Raw genomic sequence first — 25,600 nt, forward strand, 5'->3', positions numbered from 1 at the left:
GCCCGCTCCTACAGGGACACATGCCCATGCAGATTCACAACATCAGCGTACCGCTGGCCACCCGCCGAGCCATCCCGCCGATCTTCACCCGCTCCCCTTCCAGACGACAGAACAGCTCACCTCCCCTGGTCGAGCACTGGAAGGCCTGCAGCTCGGACTTGCCCAACCGCGCCGCCCAGTAAGGGATCAGCGAGCAATGGGTGGAACCGGTGACCGGGTCCTCCGGGATGCCGATGCCCGGAGCGAAATAGCGCGACACGAAATCATGCCGCTCGCCTGGAGCCGTCACGATCACCCCCAAGCCCGGCAGGCGAGCCAGCGCCGCCATGTCCGGCGCGCAATCGCGTACCGCCTGCTCCGAGTCGAGCACCACGAACAGCTCGCGGGTCTGGTAGACCTCGCGCACCTCGCATCCCAGCGCTTCGGCCACCGCCACAGGCTCGGTCAGCGGCTGCGGGTCGATGCGCGGGAAGTCCAACCACAGGCGGCCATGCTCACGGCTGACGCTGAGCAGGCCCGAACGGCTCTGGAAATCCAGGCGCGGCGCTTGCTCACCGTAGACGTCGAACAGGACATGGGCGCTGGCCAGGGTGGCGTGACCGCACAGGGGGACTTCGGTGCTCGGGGTGAACCAGCGGATCCGATAGCCATCACCTTCGGCCACCACGAAGGCGGTTTCGGCGAGGTTGTGTTCGGCGGCCACCTGCTGCATCAGGCCATCGTCGAGCCACTGTTCCAGGTGGTAGACCATGGCCGGGTTGCCAGCGAACGGGCGGTCGCTGAAGGCGTCCACCTGATGAAAATGCAACTGCATGCCACGACTCCTGTATCTGACGGGAAAGGTTCCGAGCATGCGGCATGCCGCCAGGGCCCGACAGTGACAGAGTCGTGGAATTTCAATCAGTACAGATGATCAGCCGCGACCGATCTCGGCGAACTGTCCCTGGGTATGGGTGGCCAGCACCACGGCGGCCAGCTCCACTTCCAACCCACGGCGGCCAGCACTCACATGAATCGTTTCATGTTGTTGCGCGGATTGATCGATAAAGGTGCGCAGGCGCTTCTTCTGCCCCAGCGGGCTGATCCCCCCGACCAGGTAACCCGTGGCGCGCTGGGCCGCCTGCGGATCGGCCATCTCGCATTTTTTTACCCCCGCCGCATGGGCCAGTGCCTTCAGGTCGAGGGTGCCGACCACCGGTACCACCGCTACCAGCAGCTCTCCCTTTTCGCTGCTGGCAAGCAGGGTCTTGAACACCCGCAGCGGGTCAAGGCCCAGCTTTTCCGCCGCCTCCAGGCCATACGAGGCGGTTTTCGGATCATGTTCGTAACTGTGCACGCGGTGCTCGGCGCGCGCCTTCTTCAAAAGGTCCAGGGCGGGGGTCATCAACGGCTCCAGTCGATCACAAGTCGCCCGGTACTTTAGGGCAATTCCACCGGTGCAGCCAGCGCAGGTCCCAGGCTAGAGCAGCGGCCATGGATTCACGACCCGGTGCGTCAGTCAGATTGTGGCCAAGCGTTCATTTTCGACCTTTGACATCAGCGTTTCTTGTCTATATTTTTTCGTTTATGAATACATGGTGCACCTATAAGGTGCACTTCCTGTACCCGCCCGGCGTCAATGGGGATCGACTCCGGGCTTTTTTGCTGTCGAGCGCCCAGCGCCTCACAACAACAAGAACCGAGGTCACACATGACAACTGCTCTACGCGAACCCACGTTATCCGCCCAATGCCTGGCCGAGTTTCTCGGCACCGCCCTGCTTATCTTCTTCGGCACCGGTTGTGTCGCCGCGCTCAAGGTCGCCGGCGCCAGCTTCGGCCTGTGGGAGATCAGCATCATCTGGGGGGTCGGCGTGAGCATGGCGATCTACCTGACCGCCGGCGTCTCCGGCGCGCACCTGAACCCGGCGGTCAGCATCGCCCTGGCCGTGTTCGCCGGCTTCGACAAGCGCAAGCTGCCGTTCTACATGCTGGCCCAGGTGTGCGGCGCGTTCTGCGGCGCCGCCCTGGTGTACTTCCTGTACAGCAACCTGTTCTTCGATTTCGAACAAAGCCACGCCATGGTGCGTGGCAGCCAGGCCAGCCTGGAGCTGGCCTCGGTGTTCTCCACCTATCCGCACCCGGCGCTGTCCACCGGCCAGGCCTTCCTGGTCGAGGTGATCATCACCGCCATCCTGATGGCCGTGATCATGGCCCTGACCGACGACAACAACGGTCTGCCACGCGGTGCCACCGCCCCCCTGCTGATCGGCCTGCTGATCGCCGTGATCGGCAGCGCCATGGGCCCGCTGACCGGCTTCGCGATGAACCCGGCGCGGGATTTCGGGCCTAAACTGATGACCTTCCTGGCCGGCTGGGGCGAAGTCGCCTTCACTGGCGGGCGCGATATTCCGTATTTCCTGGTGCCGGTGTTCGCGCCGATCCTCGGTGCCAGCCTGGGCGCGGCCCTGTACCGCGGGCTGATCGCCCGCAACTTGCCAGCCACCCAGGCCGCGGCCCAACAAACAGACGATAATCCTCAGGGCGACACCCAGGTTTCCTGATGCCCGCGCCGGGCCCGGACCGCAAGGCCGGCGCCCGCCACGCCCTGACCTACTCCCATATTCGTGCAAGGCCACCGACATGACCGATACCCTGGACAAGAACTACATCATCGCCCTGGACCAGGGCACCACCAGTTCGCGCGCCATCATCTTCGATCGCGACGCCAACGTGGTGGGCACCTCGCAGCGTGAATTCGCCCAGCATTACCCGCAGGCGGGCTGGGTCGAGCATGACCCGATGGAAATCTTCGCCACCCAGAGCGCGACCATGGTCGAGGCCCTGGCCCAGGCCGGCATCAGCCACGCCCAGGTCGCCGCCATCGGCATCACCAACCAGCGCGAGACCACCGTGGTCTGGGACAAGGAAACCGGGCGTCCGGTGTACAACGCCATCGTCTGGCAGTGCCGCCGCAGCACCGAAATCTGCGCCCAGCTCAAGCGCGACGGCCACGAGCAGTACATCCGCGAGGCCACCGGCCTGGTCACCGACCCGTACTTCTCTGGCACCAAGCTCAAGTGGATCCTCGACAATGTCGAAGGCGCCCGCGAACGCGCCGAGCGTGGCGAACTGCTGTTCGGCACCATCGATACCTGGCTGATCTGGAAGTTCTCCGGCGGCAAGGTGCATGTCACCGACTACACCAACGCCTCGCGCACGCTGATGTTCAACATCCACAGCCTGCAATGGGACGACAAGCTCCTCGATATCCTTGGCATTCCGCGCCAGATGCTGCCTGAGGTACGCCCATCGTCCGAAGTCTATGGCAAGACCAAGAGCGGTATCGACATCGCCGGTATCGCCGGCGACCAGCAATCGGCGCTGTTCGGCCAGATGTGCGTGGAGCCCGGCCAGGCCAAGAACACCTACGGCACCGGCTGCTTCCTGCTGATGAACACCGGCGACAAGGCGGTCCAGTCGTCCCACGGCCTGCTCACCACCATCGCCTGCGGCCCCCGCGGCGAGGTGGCCTACGCCCTCGAAGGCGCGGTGTTCAACGGCGGCTCCACCGTGCAGTGGCTGCGCGATGAACTGAAGATCGTCAACGACGCCTACGACACCGAATACTTCGCCAGCAAGGTCAAGGACAGCAACGGCGTCTACCTGGTGCCGGCCTTCACCGGCCTGGGCGCGCCCTACTGGGATCCGTATGCCCGTGGCGCGCTGTTCGGCCTGACCCGTGGCGTCAAGGTCGACCACATCATCCGCGCCGCCCTGGAGTCGATCGCCTACCAGACCCGCGACGTGCTCGACGCCATGCAGCAGGACTGCGGCCAGCGCCTGAGCGAACTGCGGGTGGATGGTGGCGCGGTGGCCAACAACTTCCTCATGCAGTTCCAGGCCGACATTCTTGGCACCTGCGTCGAACGTCCGAAGATGCGCGAGACCACGGCCCTGGGCGCGGCCTACCTGGCAGGCCTTGCCTGCGGTTTCTGGAGCGGCCTGGACGAGCTGCGCGACAAGGCGATCATCGAGCGCGAGTTCAGCCCGCAGCTGGATGAAGCGGCGAAAGAGAAGCTGTACAAGGGCTGGCGCAAGGCTGTCGATCGCACCCGCGACTGGGAAGATCACGACGCCTGATCCCTGAAGCATCGCGGGGCAAGCCCGCTCCCACAAGTGGTTGTGCGTGGGAGCGGGCTTGCCCCGCGATGGCTATTTACGCGATAACCAGACTGGTCCTACACCACGACCTACGGCATCATTGCAGAATTTGTCCGGCAGCCCCAAAGGACCGCCCATGAATCTGCCCCCACGCCAACAACAAATCCTCGAGCTGGTCCGCGAACGCGGCTACGTGAGCATCGAGGAGATGGCGCAGCTGTTCGTCGTCACCCCGCAGACCATCCGCCGCGATATCAACCAGCTCGCCGAGGGCAACCTGCTGCGCCGTTATCACGGTGGCGCGGCCTACGACTCGAGCATCGAGAACACCGCCTACGCCATGCGCGCCGACCAGATGCGCGACGAGAAGCAGCGCATCGCCGAAGCCGTGGCCCGACAGATTCCCGACCATGCCTCGCTGTTCATCAATATCGGCACCACCACCGAATCCATTGCCCGCGCCCTGCTCAACCATAATCACCTGAAGGTCATCACCAACAACCTGCACGTGGCGGCGATCCTCGCGGCCAAGGACGATTTCGAGGTGCTGGTGGCCGGCGGCACGGTGCGTCGCGACGGCGGCGTGGTCGGCCAGGCGAGCGTCGACTTCATCAACCAGTTCAAGGTCGACTTCGCCGTGGTCGGCATCAGCGGCATCGATGAGGACGGCAGCCTGCTGGACTTCGACTACCAGGAAGTGCGGGTATCCCAGGCGATCATCGCCAACGCCCGCCAGGTGCTGCTGGCGGCGGACTCGAGCAAGTTCGGCCGCAATGCCATGGTCCGCCTCGGTTCGATCAGCCTGATCGACTGCCTGGTGACCGACCAGGCGCCCACTCCTGCCCTGACCCAGTTGCTCAACCAGTACAAGATTCGTCTTGAGGTGGTTTGAGGCAGAGGGCGTGGGAGGGCAAAGGGCGCAGGCCTCACCCCTTGTATTGCCTGTGAGATCGAGCGCCGCCCGCGCGGCGTATCGCGGGACAAGCCCGCTCCCACATCTGTTTCGGGCCAGTCTGTCCTGTGACGTTATAGCTGTTCGCCTTGGTGCACATCTTGAGACAGGTGGAGCGGCAGTGGTGCCCACGCTGAAACCGCGTCGTACAAACTAGGCATACAGCCGCGGCGGCGCAGACATAACTGGCCCGAAACAGATGTGGGAGCAACTGTCTTGCTCAATTTTTAGAATCTGGCGCGATCCCTGTGGGAGCGGGTTTACCCGCGAAGCAGGCGACGCGGTGCCTGGCACCGGCTATGCCGGTGTTCGCGGCTGAAGCCGCTCCCACAGCGACCGTGCGGCCCTCAAGCCACGCGCTACGCCTGTGGGCTTGTCCCGCGATGCGCCGCCCGGGCGGCGCTCGATCTGGACACCCCTGAAAATCTCCAACCGTTCACCCCACCTTTTTCACAAATGTTCATGTCCCTGTCATCCGATCAGTTTTTTCTATAAAGACTGACTGGCAGCCGCCTGTTCATTGCGCTAGTATTTTCGAAAACGAACATCAATGTTCATATTCGATGTGAACAGCCCCAGGAGGCCTTGCCCGTGTCCCAGCCCGTTTCGTCCCAGCCACCACTCCAGGACTGCTACGACCTCGCCGTGATCGGCGGTGGCATCAATGGCGTCGGTATCGCTGCCGATGCCGCCGGGCGCGGCCTGAAGGTGTTCCTTTGCGAAAAGGACGACCTGGCACAGCACACCTCCTCGGCCAGCAGCAAGCTGATCCACGGTGGCCTGCGCTACCTGGAGCACTACGAGTTCCGCCTGGTGCGCGAAGCACTGGCCGAACGCGAAGTGTTGCTGGCCAAGGCGCCGCACATCGTCAAGCCCATGCGCTTCGTGCTGCCCCATCGCCCGCACCTGCGCCCGGCGTGGATGATCCGCGCCGGCCTGTTCCTCTATGACCACCTGGGCAAGCGCAAGCGTCTGGGCGCCTCGCGCGGCCTGCGCTTCGGCCCGGGCTACCCGCTCAAGCCGGCCATTACCCGCGGCTTCGAATACGCCGACTGTGCGGTGGACGATGCCCGCCTGGTGGTAGTCAACGCCATGGCCGCCCGGGAAAAGGGCGCGCACATCCACACCCGCACCCGCTGCCTGCGCGCCGAGCGCGTCGATGGCCTGTGGCAGGTGGAACTGCAGCATGCCGACGGCAGCCTGCAGAGCATCCGCGCCCGGGCACTGGTGAACGCGGCCGGCCCCTGGGTCGCCAGCTTCATCAAGGACGACCTCAAGCTCGACGCGCCGTACGGCATCCGCCTGATCCAGGGCAGCCACCTGATCGTGCCGCGCCTGTACGAAGGCGAGCACGCCTACATCCTGCAGAACGAAGACCAGCGCATCGTCTTCTGCATCCCTTACCTGGACCGCTTCACCCTGATCGGCACCACCGATCGCGAGTACAGCGGCGACCCGGCCAAAGTGGCGATCACCGAGCAGGAAACCGACTACCTGCTCAAGGTGGTCAACGAGCACTTCAACCACCAGCTCAGCCACGCCGATATCCTGCACACCTATTCCGGCGTACGTCCGCTGTGCAACGACGAGTCGGACAACCCGTCGGCCGTCACCCGCGACTACACCCTCGCGTTGTCCGCTGCCCAAGGCGAGGCGCCGCTACTGTCGGTGTTCGGCGGCAAGCTGACCACCTACCGCAAGCTGGCCGAGTCGGCCATGGCCGAACTGCAACCGTTCTTCACCCAGATGCGTGGCAGCTGGACCGCCGGCGCACCGCTGCCGGGCGGCGAGAGCATGACCACCGTACAGGCGCTGGTCGATGCCGTGCTGGCACGCCATGACTGGTTGCCGGTGGACATCGCCAAGCGTTGGGCCGTCACCTACGGCAGCCGTGTATGGCGCCTGCTCGAGGGCGTGGAAGGTCCAGAAGGCCTGGGGCAATCCATTGGCGGCGGGCTGTTCAGCCGTGAAGTGGACTACTTGCGCGAACAGGAATGGGCGGTCGATGCCGCCGACATCCTCTGGCGCCGGACCAAACTCGGCCTGTTCACCTCTGCCGCCGAGCAGCAGGCACTCGAGGAGTACCTGCTACAGAACCAGGCTCGCGTCCAGGCTGCCTGATCACGCCTCGGCGACAGGCACAGCCGGCAGGAGGCGGGCGTACGCCTCCTGCGCCAGACTCAGGCGCAGCGCCTGCAGCGAGGCTTCGTACTTCACCCTCAGGGCCTCGGATCGAACCAGGTACATCTGCTCGGACAGCGACGCGGCCTGTGTCAATTGCTCATCGAGGGCAGAGACCAAGGCATCGACCCTCTCCGGGTAGCGCACATGCACAAAGCTGTCCCAAAACGGGCGTTGTGCCAGCGCCTCGCTCAGCCGTTGCGGCGTCTCCTCCCGCAGGACCTGAAGCCTGGCCGTGATCAGGTCACCCGGCGACACCCTGGCATCCATCAGGTAGTACATGCCGTCAGGCTGGGCAGGAAGGCCCAGCGGCTCGGCCAGATGCGTCCGATAGGCCATATAGACTTCGATCGGGTCCACCTCCCCACCTCTACGCTCGAGCTCCTGCACCTTGCGCGCAGCCAGCGTATTGACCTCATCCAGCCGATACAACGCCCGGCCGGCCTTCAGCAAGGCCTCCTCACGCTCGACCAGGCGCGTTCCCGCCGAAGCACGCTCCACGTACAACGTGACCTCCAGTTCGCTGAGGATCAGCAACAATCGATCCTCGCAGGCACGCTCCCCGCCAGCCTGGGCGAACATCACTGCACGCAGCTCGGTGTTCTGCTCGCACGCCTCGATCATTCGCCAGATGCGCCTGCGATAGAAATCGTCATGCTCGCGAAAATCCTCGGTCCGGGCAAAATCGGCAAAGAACTGGAACAGCGCCGTTGATTCAGGTTCCTCGCGCAATCTCAGCCACTGGGCTTCACGCCGACTACGCAGCTTGCCCGAGCTGCCGGCCAACCACAGCTCCCGAGCCGCCTGATCGATCAGCTGGTGCTCGATGGGGTTGCGATTGATCGGCTCACGGGACGCCAGGTTCACCAACGCCTGGCTGGCTTCATCCAGCGGATTGTCGTGCAGGACCATCCGCTGCAGGCGCAGCTGCAGGTTGTGCAAATCCTGACGCACATGCTGGATGCTGTTGTTGCGCAGGTCGACCACCCCCTGCCAGGGCAACTGCTGAACCCGCTCGGGCAACCTGGCGATCTCGCCCGAATGCAGCGATAACCGACGCAGGTGTCGCAGCCCATTCACATCCGGAGCCCAACCGAGCGGGTTATGGCCCAGGTCGAGTTCCCGTAGATTGACCAGGGCCAGCAGGCGCTGGTTGCCGGCACTGTCCATGGCGATCTGGTTGTACCCAAGGCGCAGGTAGCGCAGCGAAGTAAGGCGCTCGATGCCTGCCGGCACCTGGGTCAGCCTGTTTTCCCGCAGGTCGAGTTCCACCAGCCCGGTGAAACGTGACAGGAAGTCCGCATCGACGTTGGCAAGGTCCATGTCGCGCAGGGTCAGACGGGTCACATGACCATAGCTGATGCCCGCGGGCAGGCTCGGCAGGCTGCCGACCTGCTCGCCACGGACCATCAGCCAATGGCCACCATCGCCCAGGACTCGGCTCTTGCGGCGCCAGCAACGGCGCATGGCGGTGGCTACACGCCGGCGCCTGAGCTTGGCGAGTATGCCGCCGCCTGCGCTGCACCAGCTCTGCAAGCCTTCGCGCAGGCGGCTCAACTGATGTTTCAACTGGTTGTAGTGCACCCATGGATCGACATGCCTGGAGACCAGGTCCAGCAGATAGTTTTCCAGCTCATCCTCGCCGAGGGTCGGATAGATCTGATGAATCCCCCGTCGACTCGCCTGTCGGCCACCTGGAGTACGGCCACATAATGGATATCCCAGGCGGCCGTCGGCGAAACGGGCCAGTGGACGGATACCCTCTCCGACCGGCGCCTGCCTGATCAATGTAGCCACCTGCTCGCGCTGGGTGGCAGCCAATGCTGCCAACTTGTCGGTCAACGCCTTTTCGTCCAGCGAAGCATCACCCAACAACAGTTTCTGCGACGGTTGCAGATGCAGGCATATCGCCTGGATCAGACTGTCCTGCTCCGTTGCCTGCGGTAACGGGATGCCGTTGCCATCCCGGGCCTGATAACCCTGGGTGCCGCGAACGATATAGCGAATATCCGCGGCTTCCTCACTGCCTACCTGTGTGCGCAACGTGCCTGCATGAGAACCGTCACGCAATTCAAGACGCAGGTTCTCAGCCCACGGCGCTTGCTGGTCGATCAACCCTAGGGCCAGACGCTCACTGTCAAGATTCACCGCGCTTGCCTGGCGCAAGCCAGCGCAAGCCCGATCCAACCGACTGTCACGCAGAAACCAGTGCGCGTGCTCGGCAAGCTCCAGCGGAATGCGCTGCTTATCGAGCATCTCTGCGAGCTGCCGCCCATTGGCCTGTTCGATGATTTCCCGCGCGCCCCGATGGCTCAATCCCGGGAAATCCCGCCTCAGCAGCAACGCTTCTGGTGTCTCGGTGCCTTGCCTGGATCGCACCTCGGCCTCAAAGGCTTCGCCACGCAACGCAGGAAACTGCTCGTGCAGCTGGTAGCGCTCCCAGGCATCGAGCAACCGGGCTGGGGGCGACGCCTGCTGTACATGCAATCGACGCAGGTGCTCCTCGCCAAAACCGGTACCTTCGGCCAGCCACAGGGCCTGCTCATCGGTCATGTTACTCAGTTCTCGGCCAAGCCGACGCATCAACAGGCCTGCGCCGGACCATTCATGTGGTTCCATTGAGTTCCTGAACAGCTTGGTCTGCCCTGCGTCATCGACTATCGGTACCAGGTTGTCTACCGCCAGCGAACGCTCCAGCACCTTCCCGGTCGCCATTCCCCCCGTGGCGAGGATGGCAGCCACCGCAAGGTTCTCTGCCACCCCGAACATATGCTGCAAGGCGGACTGACGATCACCTATTGCCCAGTCCTCGTAGCCCTCGTAGACCTCATTGGCAATCTGGACGGCGGCCACCCCCAGCATGACCTCGCCAAGCAGTGGCACGAAGAAGGCCGCCAGATTGAGCAGGGTAAGCCCGGCTTCCAGGTAACGGTCGAATCGCTCGCGACACGCGTCGGCATCTGCTTCAGCGGTGGGCACCGCAAGCACACGCGCGTCATCCAGGATTTTCTCGATACGCAACTTACCCAGGTAGGCAATCAACGTGCCTTCGAAGTCCAGATGACGTCCATCCAGTTCGATATCCCGGGAGCTGTCCGTCTCCTTGAGCAGCTTTTTCAGGACAGTGGCGAACACCGGCCTGTCCCGCTCACGGACGAAACGCATGAAAAAGTCGACATAAGGTGATTGCCGCATGCGCCTGGCCAGCGTCTGGTACAACGCAGACCAGGAGGCATGATGCTGGACGGGCTGGATCGGATCGCCCGGAATCCAGCTGAGAATGCCCGTGACAGCCCCCAAGGCGTGCTCCCGGACTTCCACGGTCACCACGCCCTCCACGCGCTTGCCCAGCAGGTGCAACTGACGGCAGGTCAATACGGCCGGATCGCCCGGAACGATCGGCGCAGGCGCACACAATGGCAGCAGTTGCAGGTAGGCGCGCTCATCGATATGCCCTTCGAGAATGGCCCGGCGCACGGCAACCTCCATGCGTGCCCGAAGGTCCTCTTTGACCTGCGCATGAACGGCCTCCTTCTCCAGCAAATCGCTCGGTCGCAGGTGCGCCCTGAGCAATGTCTGATACTGACCGCCCAGGTCGAGACTGCGGCAAAGTTTCGCGAACTGAGTAAAACCGATATTCAGCCGTTTTTTATCGGCATCCAGCACCGTAGCCACGGTCAGTTCGCCAGGCGTGGTTTCATCCTCGGTGTAGTTATGCAGTGCCGCAGTCAACAGCTCCCTGCTGGACGTGCGCCGGTCCCATAGCTTCGGCGCCGAGTTCAGCGGCACCGGATGATAGATCTCCTGCACGATCTTCACAGTGCTGTTGCGCACGTCAACGTCGAGCTTGAACTGCTGGTGCAGTGCCTGCCTGAGCAAGGGCTCGGCAAAAGCATCAAGTGCCGACACAGGTGCCAGCAGTTCACGCATCTTCTCGGCACTTTTCTGCTGTGCCTTGAGCGCACGGTGTAGCGCCTGCAAGCGGTCGACCGCGGCGGTTTGCAACCAAGCCGGCAAACGCTTGGCAATCAGCGCATCGATGGAATCGGGGGCAATCTCGTGAAAACTCATCCAGCTTCTCCTGATGGGAAAAGCCACAGTTGACCCGCGACACGCCAAGCCCTGTCGGTAGATAGTTACGCGCCACTCATTCGGATTTCCGAACACAACAACGTAACGCGTTCGGTTTGACGGACATCAAATGACATCCAAAAACCTTCAACAAAGAGTCATCCCCAGCATTTTCACGGCGTTATGATCAAGGTTGGGGCTTGGCACGACTCATGCTCTACACTTGAACGCCGAATGCACCACGCTTCATGCTGTATTCGTTGAACGAAAGAGTCCGCCAACGGCTCCATAAAAAAAACAAACACGTCGAGGAAAATTTGATGCGCATCGTTCGTCAATTGCTGGGCGCCGCCATCGCGGCCGCTGTTATCGCATCGCCGGTCATGGCCGAAGAGCTCACCGGTACTCTGAAGAAGATCAAGGACTCCGGCACCATCACCCTGGGCCATCGCGACTCCTCCATCCCGTTCTCCTACCTGGCCGGCAAACCGGAACCGGTGGGCTACTCCCATGACATCCAGCTAGCCGTTGTCGAAGCTCTGAAGAAGCAACTGGGCACCGACATCAAGGTCAAGTACAACCTGGTTACCTCGCAGACCCGCATCCCGCTGGTGCAGAACGGCACCGTGGACCTGGAGTGCGGCTCCACCACCAACAACGTCGAGCGCCAGCAGCAGGTCGGCTTCTCGGTGGGCATCTTCGAAGTCGGCACCCGCCTGCTGACCAAGGTCAAGGATGGCCAGCCCTCCTATAAAGACTTTGCCGACCTGGCCGGCAAGAACGTGGTGACCACCGCCGGCACCACCTCCGAGCGCATCCTCAAGGCGATGAACGCCGACAAGCAGATGAAGATGAACGTGATCTCCGCCAAGGACCACGGTGAAGCCTTCAACATGCTCGAAAGCGGCCGCGCCGTGGCCTTCATGATGGACGACGCCCTGCTGGCCGGTGAAATGGCCAAGGCCAAGAAGCCTGCCGACTGGGTCATCACCGGCACGCCACAGTCTTACGAAATCTACGGCTGCATGGTGCGCAAGGACGATCCGGCCTTCAAGAAAGCGGTCGACGAAGCCATCGTCGCCTACTTCAAGTCGGGTGAAGTCAACAAGAGCTACGACAAGTGGTTCCAGCAGCCGATTCCGCCAAAGGGCCTGAACCTGCAGTTCCCGATGAGCGACGAGCTGAAGAAGCTGATCAATGAGCCGACCGACAAGGCGGCGGACGAGAAGAAGTCCTGACCTCCGGCAAATAGTGGCCTGAAGCGCATCCGCGCGAATCCATCCAACAGGCCACTTAGTTAGTGTCTAACCTTTACATCCGAGGGCGTCGAACGCCCCCGGATGTATCGAGGTGCCCGTGAAACAACCGTCTGAGGGGAAATCCCGATGAATTACAACTGGGACTGGGGCGTGTTCTTCAAGTCCACCGGCGTGGGCAGCGAAACCTATCTGGACTGGTACGTCACCGGTCTGGGCTGGACCATCGCCATCGCCATTTCCGCCTGGATCATCGCCTTGCTGCTGGGCTCGCTGCTCGGCGTGATGCGTACCGTGCCAAACCGCCTGGTGTCGGGGATTGCCACCGCCTACGTCGAGCTGTTCCGCAACGTGCCGCTGCTGGTGCAGCTGTTCATCTGGTACTTCCTGGTACCGGACCTGCTGCCCGAAGGCCTGCAGGAGTGGTTCAAGCAGGACCTCAACCCGACCACCTCGGCGCTGATCAGCGTGGTCATATGCCTGGGCCTGTTCACCGCCGCCCGTGTCTGCGAGCAGGTGCGCACCGGCATCCAGGCGCTGCCCCGCGGCCAGGAGTCGGCCGGGCGCGCGATGGGCTTCAGCCTGTCGCAGATCTACATGAACGTGCTGCTGCCCCAGGCCTACCGGATCATCATTCCGCCGCTCACCTCGGAATTCTTGAACGTGTTCAAGAACTCCTCGGTGGCCTCGCTGATCGGCTTGATGGAGCTGCTGGCGCAGACCAAGCAGACCGCCGAGTTCTCCGCGAACCTGTTCGAAGCATTCACCCTGGCCACCCTGATCTACTTCACCCTGAACATGGGCCTGATGCTGCTCATGCGCATGGTCGAGAAGAAAGTCGCGGTACCGGGCCTGATTTCCGTGGGAGGCAAGTAAATGGACATGGATTTCAGTGAAATCATCCCGGCCCTGCCCGCCCTCTGGGACGGCATGGTCCTGACCCTGCAACTGATGGTCATGGGCGTGGTCGGCGGCATTGCCCTGGGTACCATCCTCGCCCTGATGCGCCTGTCGTCGAACAAGCTGCTGGCCAATGTCGCCGGCGCCTACGTCAACTACTTCCGCTCCATCCCGCTGCTGCTGGTGATCACCTGGTTCTACCTGGCGGTGCCGTTCGTGCTGCGCTGGATCACCGGTGAAGACACCCCGGTGGGTGCGTTCACCTCCTGCGTCGTGGCGTTCATGATGTTCGAGGCGGCCTACTTCTGCGAAATCGTCCGCGCCGGCGTGCAGTCGATCTCCAAGGGCCAGATGGGCGCCGCGCAAGCGCTGGGCATGAGCTACGGCCAGTGCATGCGCCTGATCATCCTGCCCCAGGCGTTTCGCAAGATGACCCCGCTGCTGCTGCAACAGAGCATCATCCTGTTCCAGGACACCTCGCTGGTCTACACCGTCGGCCTGATCGACTTCCTCAACTCGGCCCGCTCCAACGGCGACATCATCGGACGCTCCCACGAGTTCCTGATCTTCGCCGGTGTCGTCTACTTCCTCATCAGCTTCTCCGCTTCGTGGCTGGTCAAGCGCCTGCAAAAAAGGATCACCGTATGATTTCCATCAAGAACGTCAACAAGTGGTACGGCGACTTCCAGGTACTGACCGACTGCAGCACCGAGGTCAAGAAGGGTGAAGTGGTGGTGGTCTGCGGCCCGTCCGGCTCGGGCAAGTCGACCCTGATCAAGTGCGTCAACGCCCTGGAACCGTTCCAGAAAGGCGACATCGTGGTCGACGGCACCTCCATCGCCGACCCGAAGACCAACCTGCCCAAGCTTCGCTCGCGGGTCGGCATGGTGTTCCAGCACTTCGAGCTGTTCCCGCACCTGACCATCACCGAGAACCTGACCATCGCCCAGATCAAGGTGCTCGGCCGCAGCAAGGAAGAAGCCACCAAGAAAGGCCTGGCACTGCTTGAGCGCGTGGGACTGTCGGCCCATGCCCACAAACACCCCGGCCAGCTCTCCGGCGGCCAGCAGCAGCGCGTGGCCATCGCCCGTGCCCTGTCGATGGACCCGATCGTCATGCTGTTCGACGAACCCACCTCGGCACTGGACCCGGAAATGGTCAGCGAAGTGCTCGATGTAATGGTGCAACTGGCCCACGAAGGCATGACCATGATGTGCGTGACCCACGAAATGGGCTTTGCGCGCAAGGTGGCCAACCGGGTCATCTTCATGGACAAGGGCAGCATCATCGAAGACTGCACCAAGGAAGAGTTCTTCGGCGACCAGGGCGCCCGCGACCAACGCACCCAGCACTTCCTCAGCAAGATCCTGCAACACTAAGTCCGCCTCAGTGACGCTGCCCGGCCCTTCGCCGGGCAGCGGAAGCTGGTCGTGACAAGGCCACTGTGATGAAATGCGACCCCTCGCTCCTTCGCCCTGCCCAGCCTGCCGTGAAATCCCGTCTGATCCGCCAACTGCTCGTCCCACCCCTGGTCATCCTGCTGATGGTCGGGCTGGGCTTTGCCGGCTTCCTGATCAGCGAGAGCAACGGCATCCGCACCCTCAGCGAGAACGGCGAGCGCCAGCTGGAACTGCACGCGCGTACCGTCGAGAGCGAAATCAGCAAGTACACCTACCTGCCCAGCCTGCTGGAGCTGGAAGACAGCGTCTCGCGCCTGCTCACCGACCCCGAGGCTGGTGATCGCCAGGCCGTCAACGAATACCTCGAAGGCCTGAACCGACGCAGCCGCAGCCGGGCGATCTTCGTCCTCGACACCAACGGCCGGGTCCAGGCCACCAGCAACTGGCGCGACGCCGACTCTTTCCTCGGCGAGGACCTGGCGTTTCGCGCCTACTTCCAGGTCGCCGTGCGCGGCGAGCCGGGGCGCTTCTACGGCATCGGCAGCACCACCGGCGAGGCCGGCTACTACCTGGCCCACGGGCTGGAGGAACACGGCAAGATCATCGGCGTGGCGGTGATCAAGGTGCGCCTGGACACCCTCGAGGAGCGCTGGCAGCGCGCCCGCCTGGAGGCCTTCGTCAGTGATGAGAACGGCATCATCATCCTCTCCAGCGATCCGGCCCGGCGCCTGAAATCGGTACGCCCGTTGACGCCGCAGATCAAGGAACGCCTGGCGCGCAGCCTGCAGTACTACTGGTGGCCGCTCAACGAACTGCAACCGCTGGCCCGCGAAACCCTGGCCGACGGCGTAGAGAAACTCACCTTCCCGGCCAACAGCGAGACCGATCAGGGCAAGCAGCGAGAGGTGTCCTACCTGGCCCAGACCCGCCGCCTGGTCGACACCCCCTGGCATTTCACCCTGCTCACCCCGCTGCAGGACCTGCGCCGCGAATCGATGATGCAGGGCATCCTGGTGGGCGTGGCCTTCGCCCTGCTGGCGATCCTGGCCATCGCCTGGAACGAGCGGCGCAAGGTGATCGCCACCCGCCTGGCCGCCCGCGAGGCGCTGGAAGAAGCCAACAGCCAGCTGGAACGCAAGATCACCGAGCGCACCGCCGACCTGCGCGCCAGCAACGAACGGCTCAAGGGCCAGATCCGCGAACGGCGCCACGCCGAGCAGACCCTGCGCCACGCCCAGGACGAACTGGTCCAGGCCGGCAAGCTGGCGGCCATCGGGCAGATGTCCACCAGCATCGCCCATGAACTCAATCAACCCTTGGCGGCCCTGCGCACCCTGTCCGGCAACACCGTGCGCTTCCTTGAGCGCGGCGCGCTGGAAACCGCCAGCGCCAACCTGCGCACCATGAACGACCTGATCGACCGCATGGGCCGCATCACCGCCAGCCTGCGCTCGTTTGCCCGTCGTGGCGACGACAGCGGCCAGGCTTCGCTGGAAAAGGCCGTCGAAGCCACTCTGCAGGTGCTGGCCAACCGCATCAGCGCCTGTCACCTGCAACTGCACCGGCAGTTCGACGACCAGCTGCTGGCCATCGACCAGACCCGTCTGGAACAGATCCTGGTCAACCTGATCGGCAACGCCCTCGACGCGATGGCCACCCAACCCCTGCCGCAACTGTGGCTGGAAGGCGAAGTCCAGGGCGACAAGTACCGCCTGCGGGTGCTCGACAACGGCCACGGCATCGATGCCGAGGCACGCAAGCACCTGTTCGAACCCTTCTTCACCACCAAACCGGGCGAGCATGGCCTGGGCCTGGGCCTGACCCTGTCGGCGAGCCTGGCCACCGCTGCCAAGGGTACACTGAGCGTCGAACATCCCGCCGGTGGCGGCACCGCGTTCGTGCTTGCCCTGCCCCTGGTCACGCCCCCTAGCGAATTGGCTGAGCCTCTATGAAACAAGCACCTCTCACCGTCCTGATCGTCGAAGACGACCCGCACGTGCTGCTCGGCTGCCAGCAGGCGCTGGCCCTGGAAGACATTGCCTGCGAAGGCGTCGGCAGCGCCGAGCAGGCCCTGGAACGCATCGGCGACGACTTTGCCGGTATCGTCGTCAGCGATATCCGCCTGCCGGGCATCGATGGCCTGGAACTGCTCAACCGCCTCAAGGCCCGCGATCGCAGCCTGCCGGTGGTGCTGATCACCGGCCACGGCGACATCGACATGGCAGTCGGCGCCATGCGCAACGGCGCCTACGACTTCATGGAAAAACCCTTCTCGCCGGAGCGCCTGGTCGAGGTGGTGCGCCGGGCACTGGAACAGCGCGGCCTGTCCCGCGAGGTGTTCGCCCTGCGCCGCCAGCTGGCCGAGCAGAGCAGTCTTGAAGGGCGCATCATCGGCCGTTCGCCGGCCATGGAGCAGCTGCGCGAACTGATCGCCAACGTCGCTGACACCTCGGCCAACGTACTGATCGAAGGCGAGACCGGCACCGGCAAGGAACTGGTGGCCCGCTGCCTGCACGACTTCAGCCGACGCCAGGGCCAGCCGTTCGTGGCGCTGAACTGCGGCGGCCTGCCGGAGAACCTGTTCGAAAGCGAGATCTTCGGCCATGAGGCCAATGCCTTCACCGGCGCCGGCAAGCGGCGCATCGGCAAGATCGAGCACGCCAACGGCGGCACGCTGTTCCTCGACGAGGTCGAGAGCATGCCGCTCAACCTGCAGATCAAGCTGCTGCGCGTGCTGCAGGAGCGCACCCTGGAACGCCTGGGCTCGAACCAGAGCATCCCGGTGGACTGCCGGGTGATCGCCGCGACCAAGTCCGACCTTGCCACCCTGGGCCAGAGCGGCCAGTTCCGCAGCGACCTGTACTACCGCCTCAATGTGGTCACCCTGGAGCTGCCGCCGCTGCGCGAGCGCCGCGAAGACATCCTGCAACTGTTCGAGCATTTCCTGCAGCAATCGGCCCTGCGCTTCGACCGCGAGGCGCCGGAGCTGGACAGCCAGACCCTGTCGCGGCTGATGGCCCACGACTGGCCGGGCAACGTGCGCGAGCTGCGCAACGTCGCCGAGCGCCATGCCCTGGGCCTGCCCGCGTTCAAGAAGGGCCCCAGTGGTGGCGCCAGCCAGGGCCTGGGTTTTGCCGAGGCGGTCGAAGCATTCGAACGCAACCTGCTCAGCGACGCTTTGCAGCGCACCGGCGGCAACCTCAGCCAGGCCAGCCAGGAGCTGGGCATGGCCAAGACCACGCTGTTCGACAAAGTGAAGAAGTACGGCCTCGGCTGATCGGCAACCTGACCCTGGAAGTTCAACGTGGACCTGGTATTCAAAGCGGCCCTGGGCGCCGGCGTGGTGGTGCTCCTGGCGATCCTGTCGAAGACCCGCAACTATTACATTGCCGGCCTGGTGCCGCTGTTTCCCACCTTTGCCCTGATCGCCCACTACATCGTCGGCAAGGGGCGATCGCTGGAAGACCTGAAGACCACCATCCTGTTCGGGATGTGGTCGATCATTCCGTACTTCGTGTACCTGGCAACCTTGTACGTGCTGGTCGACCGCCTGCGCCTGGAAGCGTCGCTGGCACTGGCCACGGTGGCCTGGCTGGTGGCGGCGACGGTGCTGGTAAGCGTTTGGGTGCGGATGCATTGAACGAATCGCGGGGCAAGCCCGCTCCCACGAATGGTGCGCAGGGCTATCGTGGGAGCGGGCTTGCCCCGCGATGGGTTCTAGAGCCGGGCGATATGCGTGACATCCTGCCGATGCGCCTGCAGGTAGGGTAGGACCGCCCCCAGCAACGGCGCCTTGAACGGCTCCTGGAAACGATGCGCCAGCCCCGGAATCAGCCGCAACTGGCTGCCCTGGATATGCGCCGCCAGATGCACCCCGTGCATCACCGGCAGCAACGGATCGGCGGTGCCATGCACCACCAGCGTCGGCACCCGCAGCTGGTTGAGCAACTCGACCCGACTGGGTTCGGCAAGGATCGCCATGATCTGGCGCTTGACCCCTTCCGGATTGAACGCCCGGTCATAAGCCACGGCGGCTTGTTCGAGCAGCACAGCCCGGTCGTCCCGCACCTCGGGGCTGCCCAGCGCTGCCAGCAGGTCGGCCTGCTGCTCGATGGCCACCTCGCGACTCGGCGCGCTGCGCCGCGCCAGCAACTGCACCAGCGCCGGATCCGGCGCCGGCAGGCCGACAGCGCCCGAGCTGGACATCACCAGGGTCAGGCTACTCACCCGCTCCGGGGCCATGGCCGCCAGGTGCTGGGCAATCATGCCGCCCATGCTCACACCCAGCACATGGAACTGGCGGATGCCCAGGGCATCCATCAGTCGCAGACCGTCACCGGCCATGTCGGTGAGGGAATAAGGCGCCGACACCGGCAGGCCCAGCTTGTAGCGCAGCAGTTCGACGGTCAGGTTGGCCGAGGCCGGCAGCTGGTTCCAGCGCGACAGGCCGACATCGCGGTTGTCGTAGCGGATCACCCTGAAACCTTGGCGGCACAGGGCCTCGACCACGTCGTCCGGCCAGTGAATCAGCTGCCCGCCCAGGCCCATGACCAGCAACAGCGCCGGATCGCGGGGCGCACCGACACTCTGGTAGACCAGGCTCAGCTCACCCAGCTCGGCCCGTTGCACCGGCACATGGACGTCGCAGCGACCCTCGGCGAAACTCGCCGGCACGCTGACCAGCAGCAAGAAGAAAAGTAGTAAAGCCCGCATGAAAGAAACACCAGAATGCAGATCCCCAGTAGAGCGCGAGTCTGATGAAATCCGTTCGGGCGCGCTGCCACAAAACCGTGACAGTTTCGTGAACCTTGCCGAGCGGTCGTGTGCATCCTGTTATCGACAGCACATGGCAACATGAGGGAAACTCAACGCAATCTCGTTTTAGCTCAAAGAATGCTCACGGAGCCGTCGTGCTGGAAATCCGCCACCTGAAAACCCTTCATGCCCTACGCGAAGCCGACAGCCTGGTGGAGGCCGCCGAGCGCCTGCACCTGACCCAGTCGGCGCTGTCGCACCAGTTCAAGGAGCTGGAGGAGCGCCTGGGCCTGCCGCTGTTCGTGCGCAAGACCAAGCCCATCCGCTTCACCAGCGCCGGCCTGCGCCTGCTGCAACTGGCCGATGCCACCCTGCCGCTGCTGCGCGGCGCCGAGCGCGACATTGCCCGCCTGGCCGGCGGTACCGCCGGACGCCTGCACATGGCCATCGAGTGCCACAGCTGCTTCCAGTGGCTGATGCCGACCATCGATCAGTTCCGCGATGCCTGGCCGGAAGTGGAGCTGGACCTGGCCTCGGGCTTCGCCTTCGCCCCGCTGCCGGCCCTGGCCCGCGGCGACCTGGACCTGGTGGTGACCTCCGACCCGGTGGACCTGGCCGGCATCACCTATGTACCGCTGTTCACCTACGAGGCCATGCTCGCCGTGGCCAACCAGCATGCGCTGGCGAGCAAGCCCTATATCGTGCCCCAGGATCTGCTCGACCAGACCCTGATCACCTACCCGGTGGAACGCGACCGCCTGGACATCTTCACCCGCTTCCTGGAGCCGGCCGACATCGAGCCGGCGGCGGTGCGCACCTCGGAGCTGACGGTGATGATGATGCAACTGGTAGCCAGCGGTCGCGGTGTGTGCGGCATGCCGCACTGGGCGCTGCACGAATACAGCTCGCGGGGCTACGTGAAGGGCAAGCGCCTGGGCGAGAAAGGGCTGTTCGCCACGCTCTACGCCGCGGTGCGCACCGACATGCTCGATGCACCGTACATGCGCGACTTCCTGCTGACCGCCAAGGACACCTCGTTCGCCACCCTGGACGGGGTCAGCGCGGTGCGTTGAGGCCTTCGCGCCACAGCGGCAGGATCAGGTCGCGAGTCAGGGGGGCCAGATCCAGGTCCGGCGCCTGGTCGGCGGACAGCCAGGTCACCTCTTCGATTTCCGCCGCCGGGTTTACCGTCGCGGTGCATTGGACGCGAAACAACTCGGCCTGCACCTCGAAGCCCGGTTCGTTGGCGGCCGGGGCGCTGAAACGGCCCAGGTGAATGGCCTGGACCGGGTCGACGCGCAGGTCCAACTCCTCGTGCAGCTCGCGTACCAGCGCCTGGGCCGGCGATTCGCCTGCATCGATCTTGCCGCCAGGCTGCATGAACGCCTGGGTGCCGCGCTTGCGTACCAGCAGGGTGCGGCCTTGCGCGTCGATGAGCAGGGCGGCGGCGATGCGGATAATGTTGGGCATGGTGGACTCACGAGCGAATGAAGGGGCGCAGGATACCTGACAAGGCCCTATCGCGGGGCAAGCCCGCTCCCACCAGAGCCCTGCCGAGTACGCGTGGGAGCGGGCTTGCCCCGCAATAGGCCTCCCGGACGAACGGCCCCTTGCCAATCCGCTGGCAACCCGCCATAACCAACCCATGAACCTCCCCGCCCACCAACACCCGGTGCTCGGCCTGTTCCACCCCGCCGTCGCCACCTGGTTCCGCCAGCGTTTCGCCACGGTCACCGAGGCCCAGGCCGGCGCCTGGCCGCTGATCCACGCTGGCCAGTCGATGCTGCTGGCCGCGCCGACTGGCTCGGGCAAGACCCTCAGCGCCTTCCTCGCCGTGCTCGATGAGCTGTTCCGCCAGGGCCTGGCGCAGGGCGGCGAACTGCCAGCACAGACCCAGGTCGTCTACGTCTCGCCACTCAAGGCACTGTCCAACGACATCCGCCTGAACCTCGACGCGCCGCTCGAAGGCATCGGCCGGCAGCTCGAACAGCTTGGCCTGAAGGCCCCGCGCATCACAACCGCCGTACGTACCGGCGACACCCCGCAGAAGGAGCGCGCGGCCATGCGCAAGCTGGCGCCGCATATCCTGGTGACCACGCCGGAATCGCTCTACGTGCTGATGGGCTCGGCCTCGGGCCGCGAGGGGTTGGCCAACGTGCACACGGTCATCGTGGACGAGATCCACGCGCTGGCCGGCAACAAGCGCGGCTGCCACCTGGCGCTGACCCTCGAGCGTCTGCAGGCCCTGGCCGGCCGACCGCTGCGACGCATCGGCCTGTCCGCCACCCAGCGCCCGGTAGAGCGGGTGGCGCGGTTCCTGGTCGGGCATGAACGCCCCTGCGCCATCGTCGATATCGGCCATGCCCGCCATCGTGACCTGGCCCTGGAAGTGCCACCCGTGCCGCTGGGCGCGGTGATGGCCACGGATGTCTGGGAGCTGGTCTACGACCGCCTCGCCAGCCTCGCCCGCGAGCACCGCACCACCCTGGTATTCGTCAACACCCGGCGCCTGGCCGAGCGCCTGACCCGCCACCTTGGCGAGCGCCTGGGCAACCACGCAGTGGCCGCGCACCACGGCAGCCTAGCCAAGGAGCATCGCCTGACCGCCGAGCAGCGCCTCAAGGGCGGCGAACTGCAGGTGCTGGTGGCCACCGCCTCACTGGAGCTGGGCATCGATATCGGTGAGGTCGACCTGGTCTGCCAGATCGCCTCGCCGGGCTCGATCGCCGCCTTGCTGCAACGGGTCGGGCGTTCCGGCCACCAGGTCGACGGCGTGCCCAAGGGGCGCCTGTTCCCCACCTCGCGGGACGATTTGATCGAATGTGTCGCCCTGCTCGACTGCGTGCGCCAAGGCGAGCTGGACGAATTGCACATCCCCGAGGCGCCACTGGATGTATTGGCCCAGCAGATCGTCGCCGAAGTCAGCAACCAGCCCTGGGACGAACGGGCGCTGCTCGACCTGTTGCGCCAGGCCAGTCCCTACGGCCAGCTCGACGAAGGCCACTACCAGGCCTTGCTGCGCATGCTCGCCGAGGGTTTCAACGGCCGCCAGGGCATCCGCAGCGCCTACCTGCATCGTGATGCGCTAAACCACACCCTGCGCGGGCGGCGCGGCAGCCAGCTGACCGCCCTGACCAGCGGCGGCACCATCCCGGAGACCGCCGACTATGCGGTGCTGCTCGAACCCCAGGCGCTGAACATCGGCAGCGTCAACGAAGACTTCGCCGTGGAGAGCATCGCCGGCGATATCTTCCAGCTGGGCAACGCCTCCTATCGCATACTACGGGTCGAACCTGGCCGGGTACGGGTCGAGGACGCCCACGGCCTGCCGCCGACCATCCCGTTCTGGCTGGGCGAGGCGCCAGGTCGCAGTGACGAACTGTCCGCCGCAGTGGCCCGCCTGCAGCAGCGGATCGACCAGCAATTGCAGGCCGGCGACAGCCAACAGGTGCGCGCCTGGCTGCAAACGGCCTACGCCCTGGATGAAGGCTGCGCAGAGCAACTGCTCGACTACCTGGGGCGCACCTGGCAGGTACTGGGCGCCCTGCCCTCGCAGCAGACGCTGGTGATGGAGCGCTTCTTCGACGAGTCCGGCGGCACCCAGCTGATTATCCACTCGCCCTACGGCAGCCGGATCAACCGTGCCTGGGGCCTGGCCCTGCGCAAGCGCTTCTGCCGCACGTTCAATTTCGAGTTGCAGGCGGCGGCCAGCGAGGACGCCATCGTGCTGTCGCTATCCACCAGCCACAGCTTCGCGCTGGACGAGGTATGGCGTTACCTGCACAGCCGCACCGCAGAGCCGATCCTGGTCCAGGCCCTGCTCGATGCGCCGCTGTTCGGCGTGCGCTGGCGCTGGAACGCGGCGGTAGCGTTGGCCTTGCCGCGCTATGTGGGCGGACGCAAGGTGGCGCCGCAGATCCAGCGCATGAAGAGCGAGGACCTGGTGGCCGCCGTGTTCCCCGACCAGATCGCCTGCCTGGAGAATATCGTCGGCGAGCGGCAGATCCCCGACCACCCGCTGGTGCAACAGACCCTCGACGACTGCCTGCACGAGGCCATGGACAGCGAGGGCTGGCTGGCGTTGCTGCGGCGCATGGAAAATGGCGAGGTACGCCGGCTAAGTCGCGACCTGCCGGCCCCTTCGCCGCTGGCTTCGGCCATCCTCAACGCCCGGCCCTACACCTTCCTCGACGACGCGCCGCTTGAAGAGCGGCGTACCCAGGCCGTGCTCAACCGACGCTGGAACGACGTGCACAGCGCCGACGACCTGGGTGCACTGGACGGCGACGCCATCGCCGCAGTGCAGGCCGAGGCCTGGCCGCAGGCGGACAACGCCGACGAAATGCATGAGGCGCTGATGAGCCTGGGCGCCATTACCCAACCTGAAGTAGAGGGCAATCCCGGCTGGCCGCAACTGCTGCTGCAACTGGCCAAGGCAGGTCGCGCCTGTCATCTGGATGCCGGGGAGCGACGCCTGTGGTTCGCCCGCGAGCGCCTGCAGGCAATGCTGATCCTGTATCCCGACGCACGCCCGCACCCGGACGTTGCGGTGTTGCCGGGCTTCGCCGACCCGCCCGACCTCGACACGGCCCTGGTCGAGTTGCTGCGCGCACGGCTCAGTGGCTTCGGTCCATTGACCCTGACCGAGATCGTCAACCCGCTTGCACAGCCGGCGGGTAATGCCGAACAGCCCCTGGCCCGCCTGGAAGGCGAAGGCTATGTGATGCGTGGCCACTTCAGCCCAGGCCAGACTGGCCTGCAGTGGTGCGAGCGGCACCTGCTGGCACGTATCCACCGCTACACGGTCAAGCGCCTGCGCCAGGAAATCGAGCCGGTCAGCCTGCAGGACTTCATGAGGTTTTTGTTCGACTGGCAGCACCTGGGTGGCGAAGCACGCCTGCGCGGGCCGCAGGCGCTGGGCGAAGTGCTCGCCCAACTGCAAGGTTTCCCCGCCGCCGCCGGTACCTGGGAAGGCGACCTGCTGCCGGCTCGTATCAAGGACTACAGCCCACACTGGCTGGACGATGCCTGTCGCAGCGGCCAGTGGGCCTGGAGCCGGCTGGCCTCGACACAGTCAGCCAGCACCCTGGCCAGCACGCCCCTGGTGCTGCTGCCCCGCGAGCACCAGGGGCTGTGGCGCAGCCTGGCGCCCACAGCCGACCTCGAACAACTGGGCGCACGCGCACGGCGGGTCATGCAGACGCTGCAGGAACAAGGCGCCTTGTTCTTCGATGAACTGGCCCATGAGGCCCACCTGCTACCCAGCGAGCTGGAGACAGCCCTGCAGGAACTGGTAGGTTCCGGCCTGGCCAGCGCCGATGGTTTCAGCGGCCTGCGCAGCCTGATCACACCCGCGGCCAAGCGCACTTCACGCAACAGCCGCCGCGGCCATCCTGCGCTGTCGAGCAGCATGGTCCACGCCGGACGCTGGGCGCTGTTGCGTCGTTCGAGCATTGCAGTGGACGCAGACCTGCGCCTGGAACATGTGGCCCGCAGCCTGCTGCGCCGCTATGGCGTCATGTGCTGGCGCCTGCTGGAACGCGAAAGCGACGTGCTGCCGTCGTGGCGGGACCTGTTGCGCTGCTACCACCGCCTCGAGGCCCGCGGCGAAATCCGTGGCGGGCGCTTTATCGCCGGGCTGGCGGGTGAGCAGTTCGCCTTACCTGAAGCCGTGGGGCTGTTGCGCCAGGTGCGCAGACGCACGCCACAGGGCGAGCTGGTGGTGGTCAGCGGCTGCGATCCGTTGAACCTGGTGGGTACCTTGTTGCCGGGGGCCAAGGTACCGGCGGTGGCGGGTAACCGCGTGCTGTACCGGGAGGGTGTCGCGGTGGCCACTCGGGTGGCGGGGCGATACCAGTTTCTGATCGAGGCGTCGGCGACCGAGCAGGAGCAGTGGCATCAACAGCTGTTGCGCCAGACGCCGCCCCTGTAGGAGCGGCTTCA

18 protein-coding genes are annotated in these 25,600 nt (G+C 64.8%); 13 read left to right on the forward strand and 5 right to left on the reverse strand.

Going from position 1 to position 25,600, the window contains the following annotated elements; translation table 11 throughout:
- Window positions 1-34: 34 nt before the first annotated feature.
- Both NMG10_RS17935 and ybaK read right to left on the reverse strand, forming a co-directional pair.
- The gene (locus tag NMG10_RS17935) at window positions 35-814 is read right to left on the reverse strand and encodes a PhzF family phenazine biosynthesis protein (protein ID WP_203647760.1); all 780 of its coding nucleotides are present in this window, start codon (window positions 812-814) and stop codon (window positions 35-37) included.
- Between the two features lie 99 nt (window positions 815-913).
- Complete coding sequence (ybaK, locus tag NMG10_RS17940; RefSeq protein WP_050704020.1) at window positions 914-1,384, reverse strand: Cys-tRNA(Pro) deacylase; 471 nt, start codon at window positions 1,382-1,384, stop codon at window positions 914-916.
- A gap of 306 nt (window positions 1,385-1,690) precedes the next feature.
- On the opposite strand from ybaK, the gene NMG10_RS17945 reads away from it, so the two are divergent.
- The 4 genes from NMG10_RS17945 (at window position 1,691) to glpD (ending at window position 7,215) form a co-directional block, all read left to right on the forward strand.
- Window positions 1,691-2,542, forward strand: a complete 852-nt coding sequence (locus NMG10_RS17945) for an MIP/aquaporin family protein (protein WP_050704019.1) — start codon at window positions 1,691-1,693, stop codon at window positions 2,540-2,542.
- Between the two features lie 79 nt (window positions 2,543-2,621).
- Window positions 2,622-4,121 carry a glycerol kinase GlpK gene (gene glpK / locus NMG10_RS17950; protein ID WP_232855796.1) on the forward strand — a complete coding sequence of 500 codons (1,500 nt, stop codon included), beginning with the start codon at window positions 2,622-2,624 and terminating at the stop codon, window positions 4,119-4,121.
- Window positions 4,122-4,278: 157 nt separating this feature from the next.
- On the forward strand, window positions 4,279-5,034 hold the full coding sequence (gene glpR, locus NMG10_RS17955; RefSeq protein ID WP_203647763.1) for a DeoR/GlpR family transcriptional regulator: 756 nt from the start codon (window positions 4,279-4,281) through the stop codon (window positions 5,032-5,034).
- 651 nt (window positions 5,035-5,685) lie between these two features.
- Window positions 5,686-7,215: a glycerol-3-phosphate dehydrogenase gene (gene glpD / locus NMG10_RS17960; protein WP_203647764.1), complete on the forward strand. Its 1,530-nt coding sequence runs from the start codon at window positions 5,686-5,688 to the stop codon at window positions 7,213-7,215.
- On the opposite strand, the gene NMG10_RS17965 is transcribed toward glpD, so the two are convergent.
- A complete protein-coding gene (locus tag NMG10_RS17965; protein ID WP_254464843.1) occupies window positions 7,216-11,346 on the reverse strand; it encodes an NEL-type E3 ubiquitin ligase domain-containing protein in 4,131 nt (1,376 codons plus the stop codon). It abuts the gene before it with no gap.
- Between the two features lie 320 nt (window positions 11,347-11,666).
- Between NMG10_RS17965 and NMG10_RS17970 the strand changes: the two genes are divergently transcribed.
- The 7 genes from NMG10_RS17970 to NMG10_RS18000 all read left to right on the forward strand — a co-directional run bounded on the left by NMG10_RS17970 (window position 11,667) and on the right by NMG10_RS18000 (window position 18,542).
- A complete protein-coding gene (locus NMG10_RS17970) occupies window positions 11,667-12,584 on the forward strand; it encodes a glutamate/aspartate ABC transporter substrate-binding protein (RefSeq protein WP_203647766.1) in 918 nt (305 codons plus the stop codon).
- A gap of 147 nt (window positions 12,585-12,731) precedes the next feature.
- Entirely contained in the window at window positions 12,732-13,478 is a 747-nt protein-coding gene (locus tag NMG10_RS17975) for an amino acid ABC transporter permease (RefSeq protein ID WP_203647767.1), read from the forward strand.
- Window positions 13,479-14,150, forward strand: a complete 672-nt coding sequence (locus NMG10_RS17980; protein ID WP_203647768.1) for an amino acid ABC transporter permease — start codon at window positions 13,479-13,481, stop codon at window positions 14,148-14,150. It abuts the gene before it with no gap.
- On the forward strand, window positions 14,147-14,881 hold the full coding sequence (locus NMG10_RS17985; RefSeq protein WP_203647769.1) for an amino acid ABC transporter ATP-binding protein: 735 nt from the start codon (window positions 14,147-14,149) through the stop codon (window positions 14,879-14,881). The genes NMG10_RS17980 and NMG10_RS17985 overlap by 4 nt, the downstream gene beginning before the upstream one ends.
- A gap of 68 nt (window positions 14,882-14,949) precedes the next feature.
- On the forward strand, window positions 14,950-16,854 hold the full coding sequence (locus tag NMG10_RS17990; protein ID WP_203647770.1) for an ATP-binding protein: 1,905 nt from the start codon (window positions 14,950-14,952) through the stop codon (window positions 16,852-16,854).
- On the forward strand, window positions 16,851-18,179 hold the full coding sequence (locus tag NMG10_RS17995) for a sigma-54 dependent transcriptional regulator (protein ID WP_203647771.1): 1,329 nt from the start codon (window positions 16,851-16,853) through the stop codon (window positions 18,177-18,179). The genes NMG10_RS17990 and NMG10_RS17995 overlap by 4 nt, the downstream gene beginning before the upstream one ends.
- Before the next feature lie 27 nt (window positions 18,180-18,206).
- Window positions 18,207-18,542: a GlpM family protein gene (locus NMG10_RS18000; RefSeq protein ID WP_050704011.1), complete on the forward strand. Its 336-nt coding sequence runs from the start codon at window positions 18,207-18,209 to the stop codon at window positions 18,540-18,542.
- 77 nt (window positions 18,543-18,619) lie between these two features.
- Here the strand turns inward: NMG10_RS18000 and NMG10_RS18005 are convergent, their stop codons facing one another.
- Window positions 18,620-19,615 carry an alpha/beta fold hydrolase gene (locus NMG10_RS18005; RefSeq protein WP_203647773.1) on the reverse strand — a complete coding sequence of 332 codons (996 nt, stop codon included), beginning with the start codon at window positions 19,613-19,615 and terminating at the stop codon, window positions 18,620-18,622.
- 197 nt (window positions 19,616-19,812) lie between these two features.
- On the opposite strand from NMG10_RS18005, the gene metR reads away from it, so the two are divergent.
- A complete protein-coding gene (metR, locus tag NMG10_RS18010; protein ID WP_019097212.1) occupies window positions 19,813-20,730 on the forward strand; it encodes a transcriptional regulator MetR in 918 nt (305 codons plus the stop codon).
- Here the strand turns inward: metR and NMG10_RS18015 are convergent.
- Window positions 20,714-21,127 carry an NUDIX domain-containing protein gene (locus tag NMG10_RS18015; protein ID WP_254464844.1) on the reverse strand — a complete coding sequence of 138 codons (414 nt, stop codon included), beginning with the start codon at window positions 21,125-21,127 and terminating at the stop codon, window positions 20,714-20,716. The genes metR and NMG10_RS18015 overlap by 17 nt on opposite strands.
- A gap of 175 nt (window positions 21,128-21,302) precedes the next feature.
- Between NMG10_RS18015 and NMG10_RS18020 the strand changes: the two genes are divergently transcribed.
- The gene (locus NMG10_RS18020; RefSeq protein WP_254464845.1) at window positions 21,303-25,589 is read left to right on the forward strand and encodes a DEAD/DEAH box helicase; all 4,287 of its coding nucleotides are present in this window, start codon (window positions 21,303-21,305) and stop codon (window positions 25,587-25,589) included.
- The last annotated feature ends 11 nt before the right edge of the window (window positions 25,590-25,600 follow it).

Source organism: Pseudomonas sp. DVZ6, from assembly GCF_024259445.1.
Taxonomy (GTDB): domain Bacteria; phylum Pseudomonadota; class Gammaproteobacteria; order Pseudomonadales; family Pseudomonadaceae; genus Aquipseudomonas; species Aquipseudomonas peradeniyensis.

Bases quoted from the DNA above. Each gene is read 5' to 3' on its own strand.
- NMG10_RS18005 (WP_203647773.1), bottom strand. From the start codon at position 19,615: ATGCGGGCTTTACTACTTTTCTTCTTGCTGCTGGTCAGCGTGCCGGCG.
- NMG10_RS17945 (WP_050704019.1), top strand. From the start codon at position 1,691: ATGACAACTGCTCTACGCGAACCCACGTTATCCGCCCAATGCCTGGCC.
- NMG10_RS17965 (WP_254464843.1), bottom strand. From the start codon at position 11,346: ATGAGTTTTCACGAGATTGCCCCCGATTCCATCGATGCGCTGATTGCC.
- NMG10_RS18020 (WP_254464845.1), top strand. From the start codon at position 21,303: ATGAACCTCCCCGCCCACCAACACCCGGTGCTCGGCCTGTTCCACCCC.
- ybaK (WP_050704020.1), bottom strand. From the start codon at position 1,384: ATGACCCCCGCCCTGGACCTTTTGAAGAAGGCGCGCGCCGAGCACCGC.
- glpK (WP_232855796.1), top strand. From the start codon at position 2,622: ATGACCGATACCCTGGACAAGAACTACATCATCGCCCTGGACCAGGGC.
- NMG10_RS17975 (WP_203647767.1), top strand. From the start codon at position 12,732: ATGAATTACAACTGGGACTGGGGCGTGTTCTTCAAGTCCACCGGCGTG.
- NMG10_RS17980 (WP_203647768.1), top strand. From the start codon at position 13,479: ATGGACATGGATTTCAGTGAAATCATCCCGGCCCTGCCCGCCCTCTGG.
- NMG10_RS17990 (WP_203647770.1), top strand. From the start codon at position 14,950: ATGAAATGCGACCCCTCGCTCCTTCGCCCTGCCCAGCCTGCCGTGAAA.
- NMG10_RS17970 (WP_203647766.1), top strand. From the start codon at position 11,667: ATGCGCATCGTTCGTCAATTGCTGGGCGCCGCCATCGCGGCCGCTGTT.
- NMG10_RS17985 (WP_203647769.1), top strand. From the start codon at position 14,147: ATGATTTCCATCAAGAACGTCAACAAGTGGTACGGCGACTTCCAGGTA.
- NMG10_RS17995 (WP_203647771.1), top strand. From the start codon at position 16,851: ATGAAACAAGCACCTCTCACCGTCCTGATCGTCGAAGACGACCCGCAC.
- NMG10_RS17935 (WP_203647760.1), bottom strand. From the start codon at position 814: ATGCAGTTGCATTTTCATCAGGTGGACGCCTTCAGCGACCGCCCGTTC.
- glpR (WP_203647763.1), top strand. From the start codon at position 4,279: ATGAATCTGCCCCCACGCCAACAACAAATCCTCGAGCTGGTCCGCGAA.
- NMG10_RS18015 (WP_254464844.1), bottom strand. From the start codon at position 21,127: ATGCCCAACATTATCCGCATCGCCGCCGCCCTGCTCATCGACGCGCAA.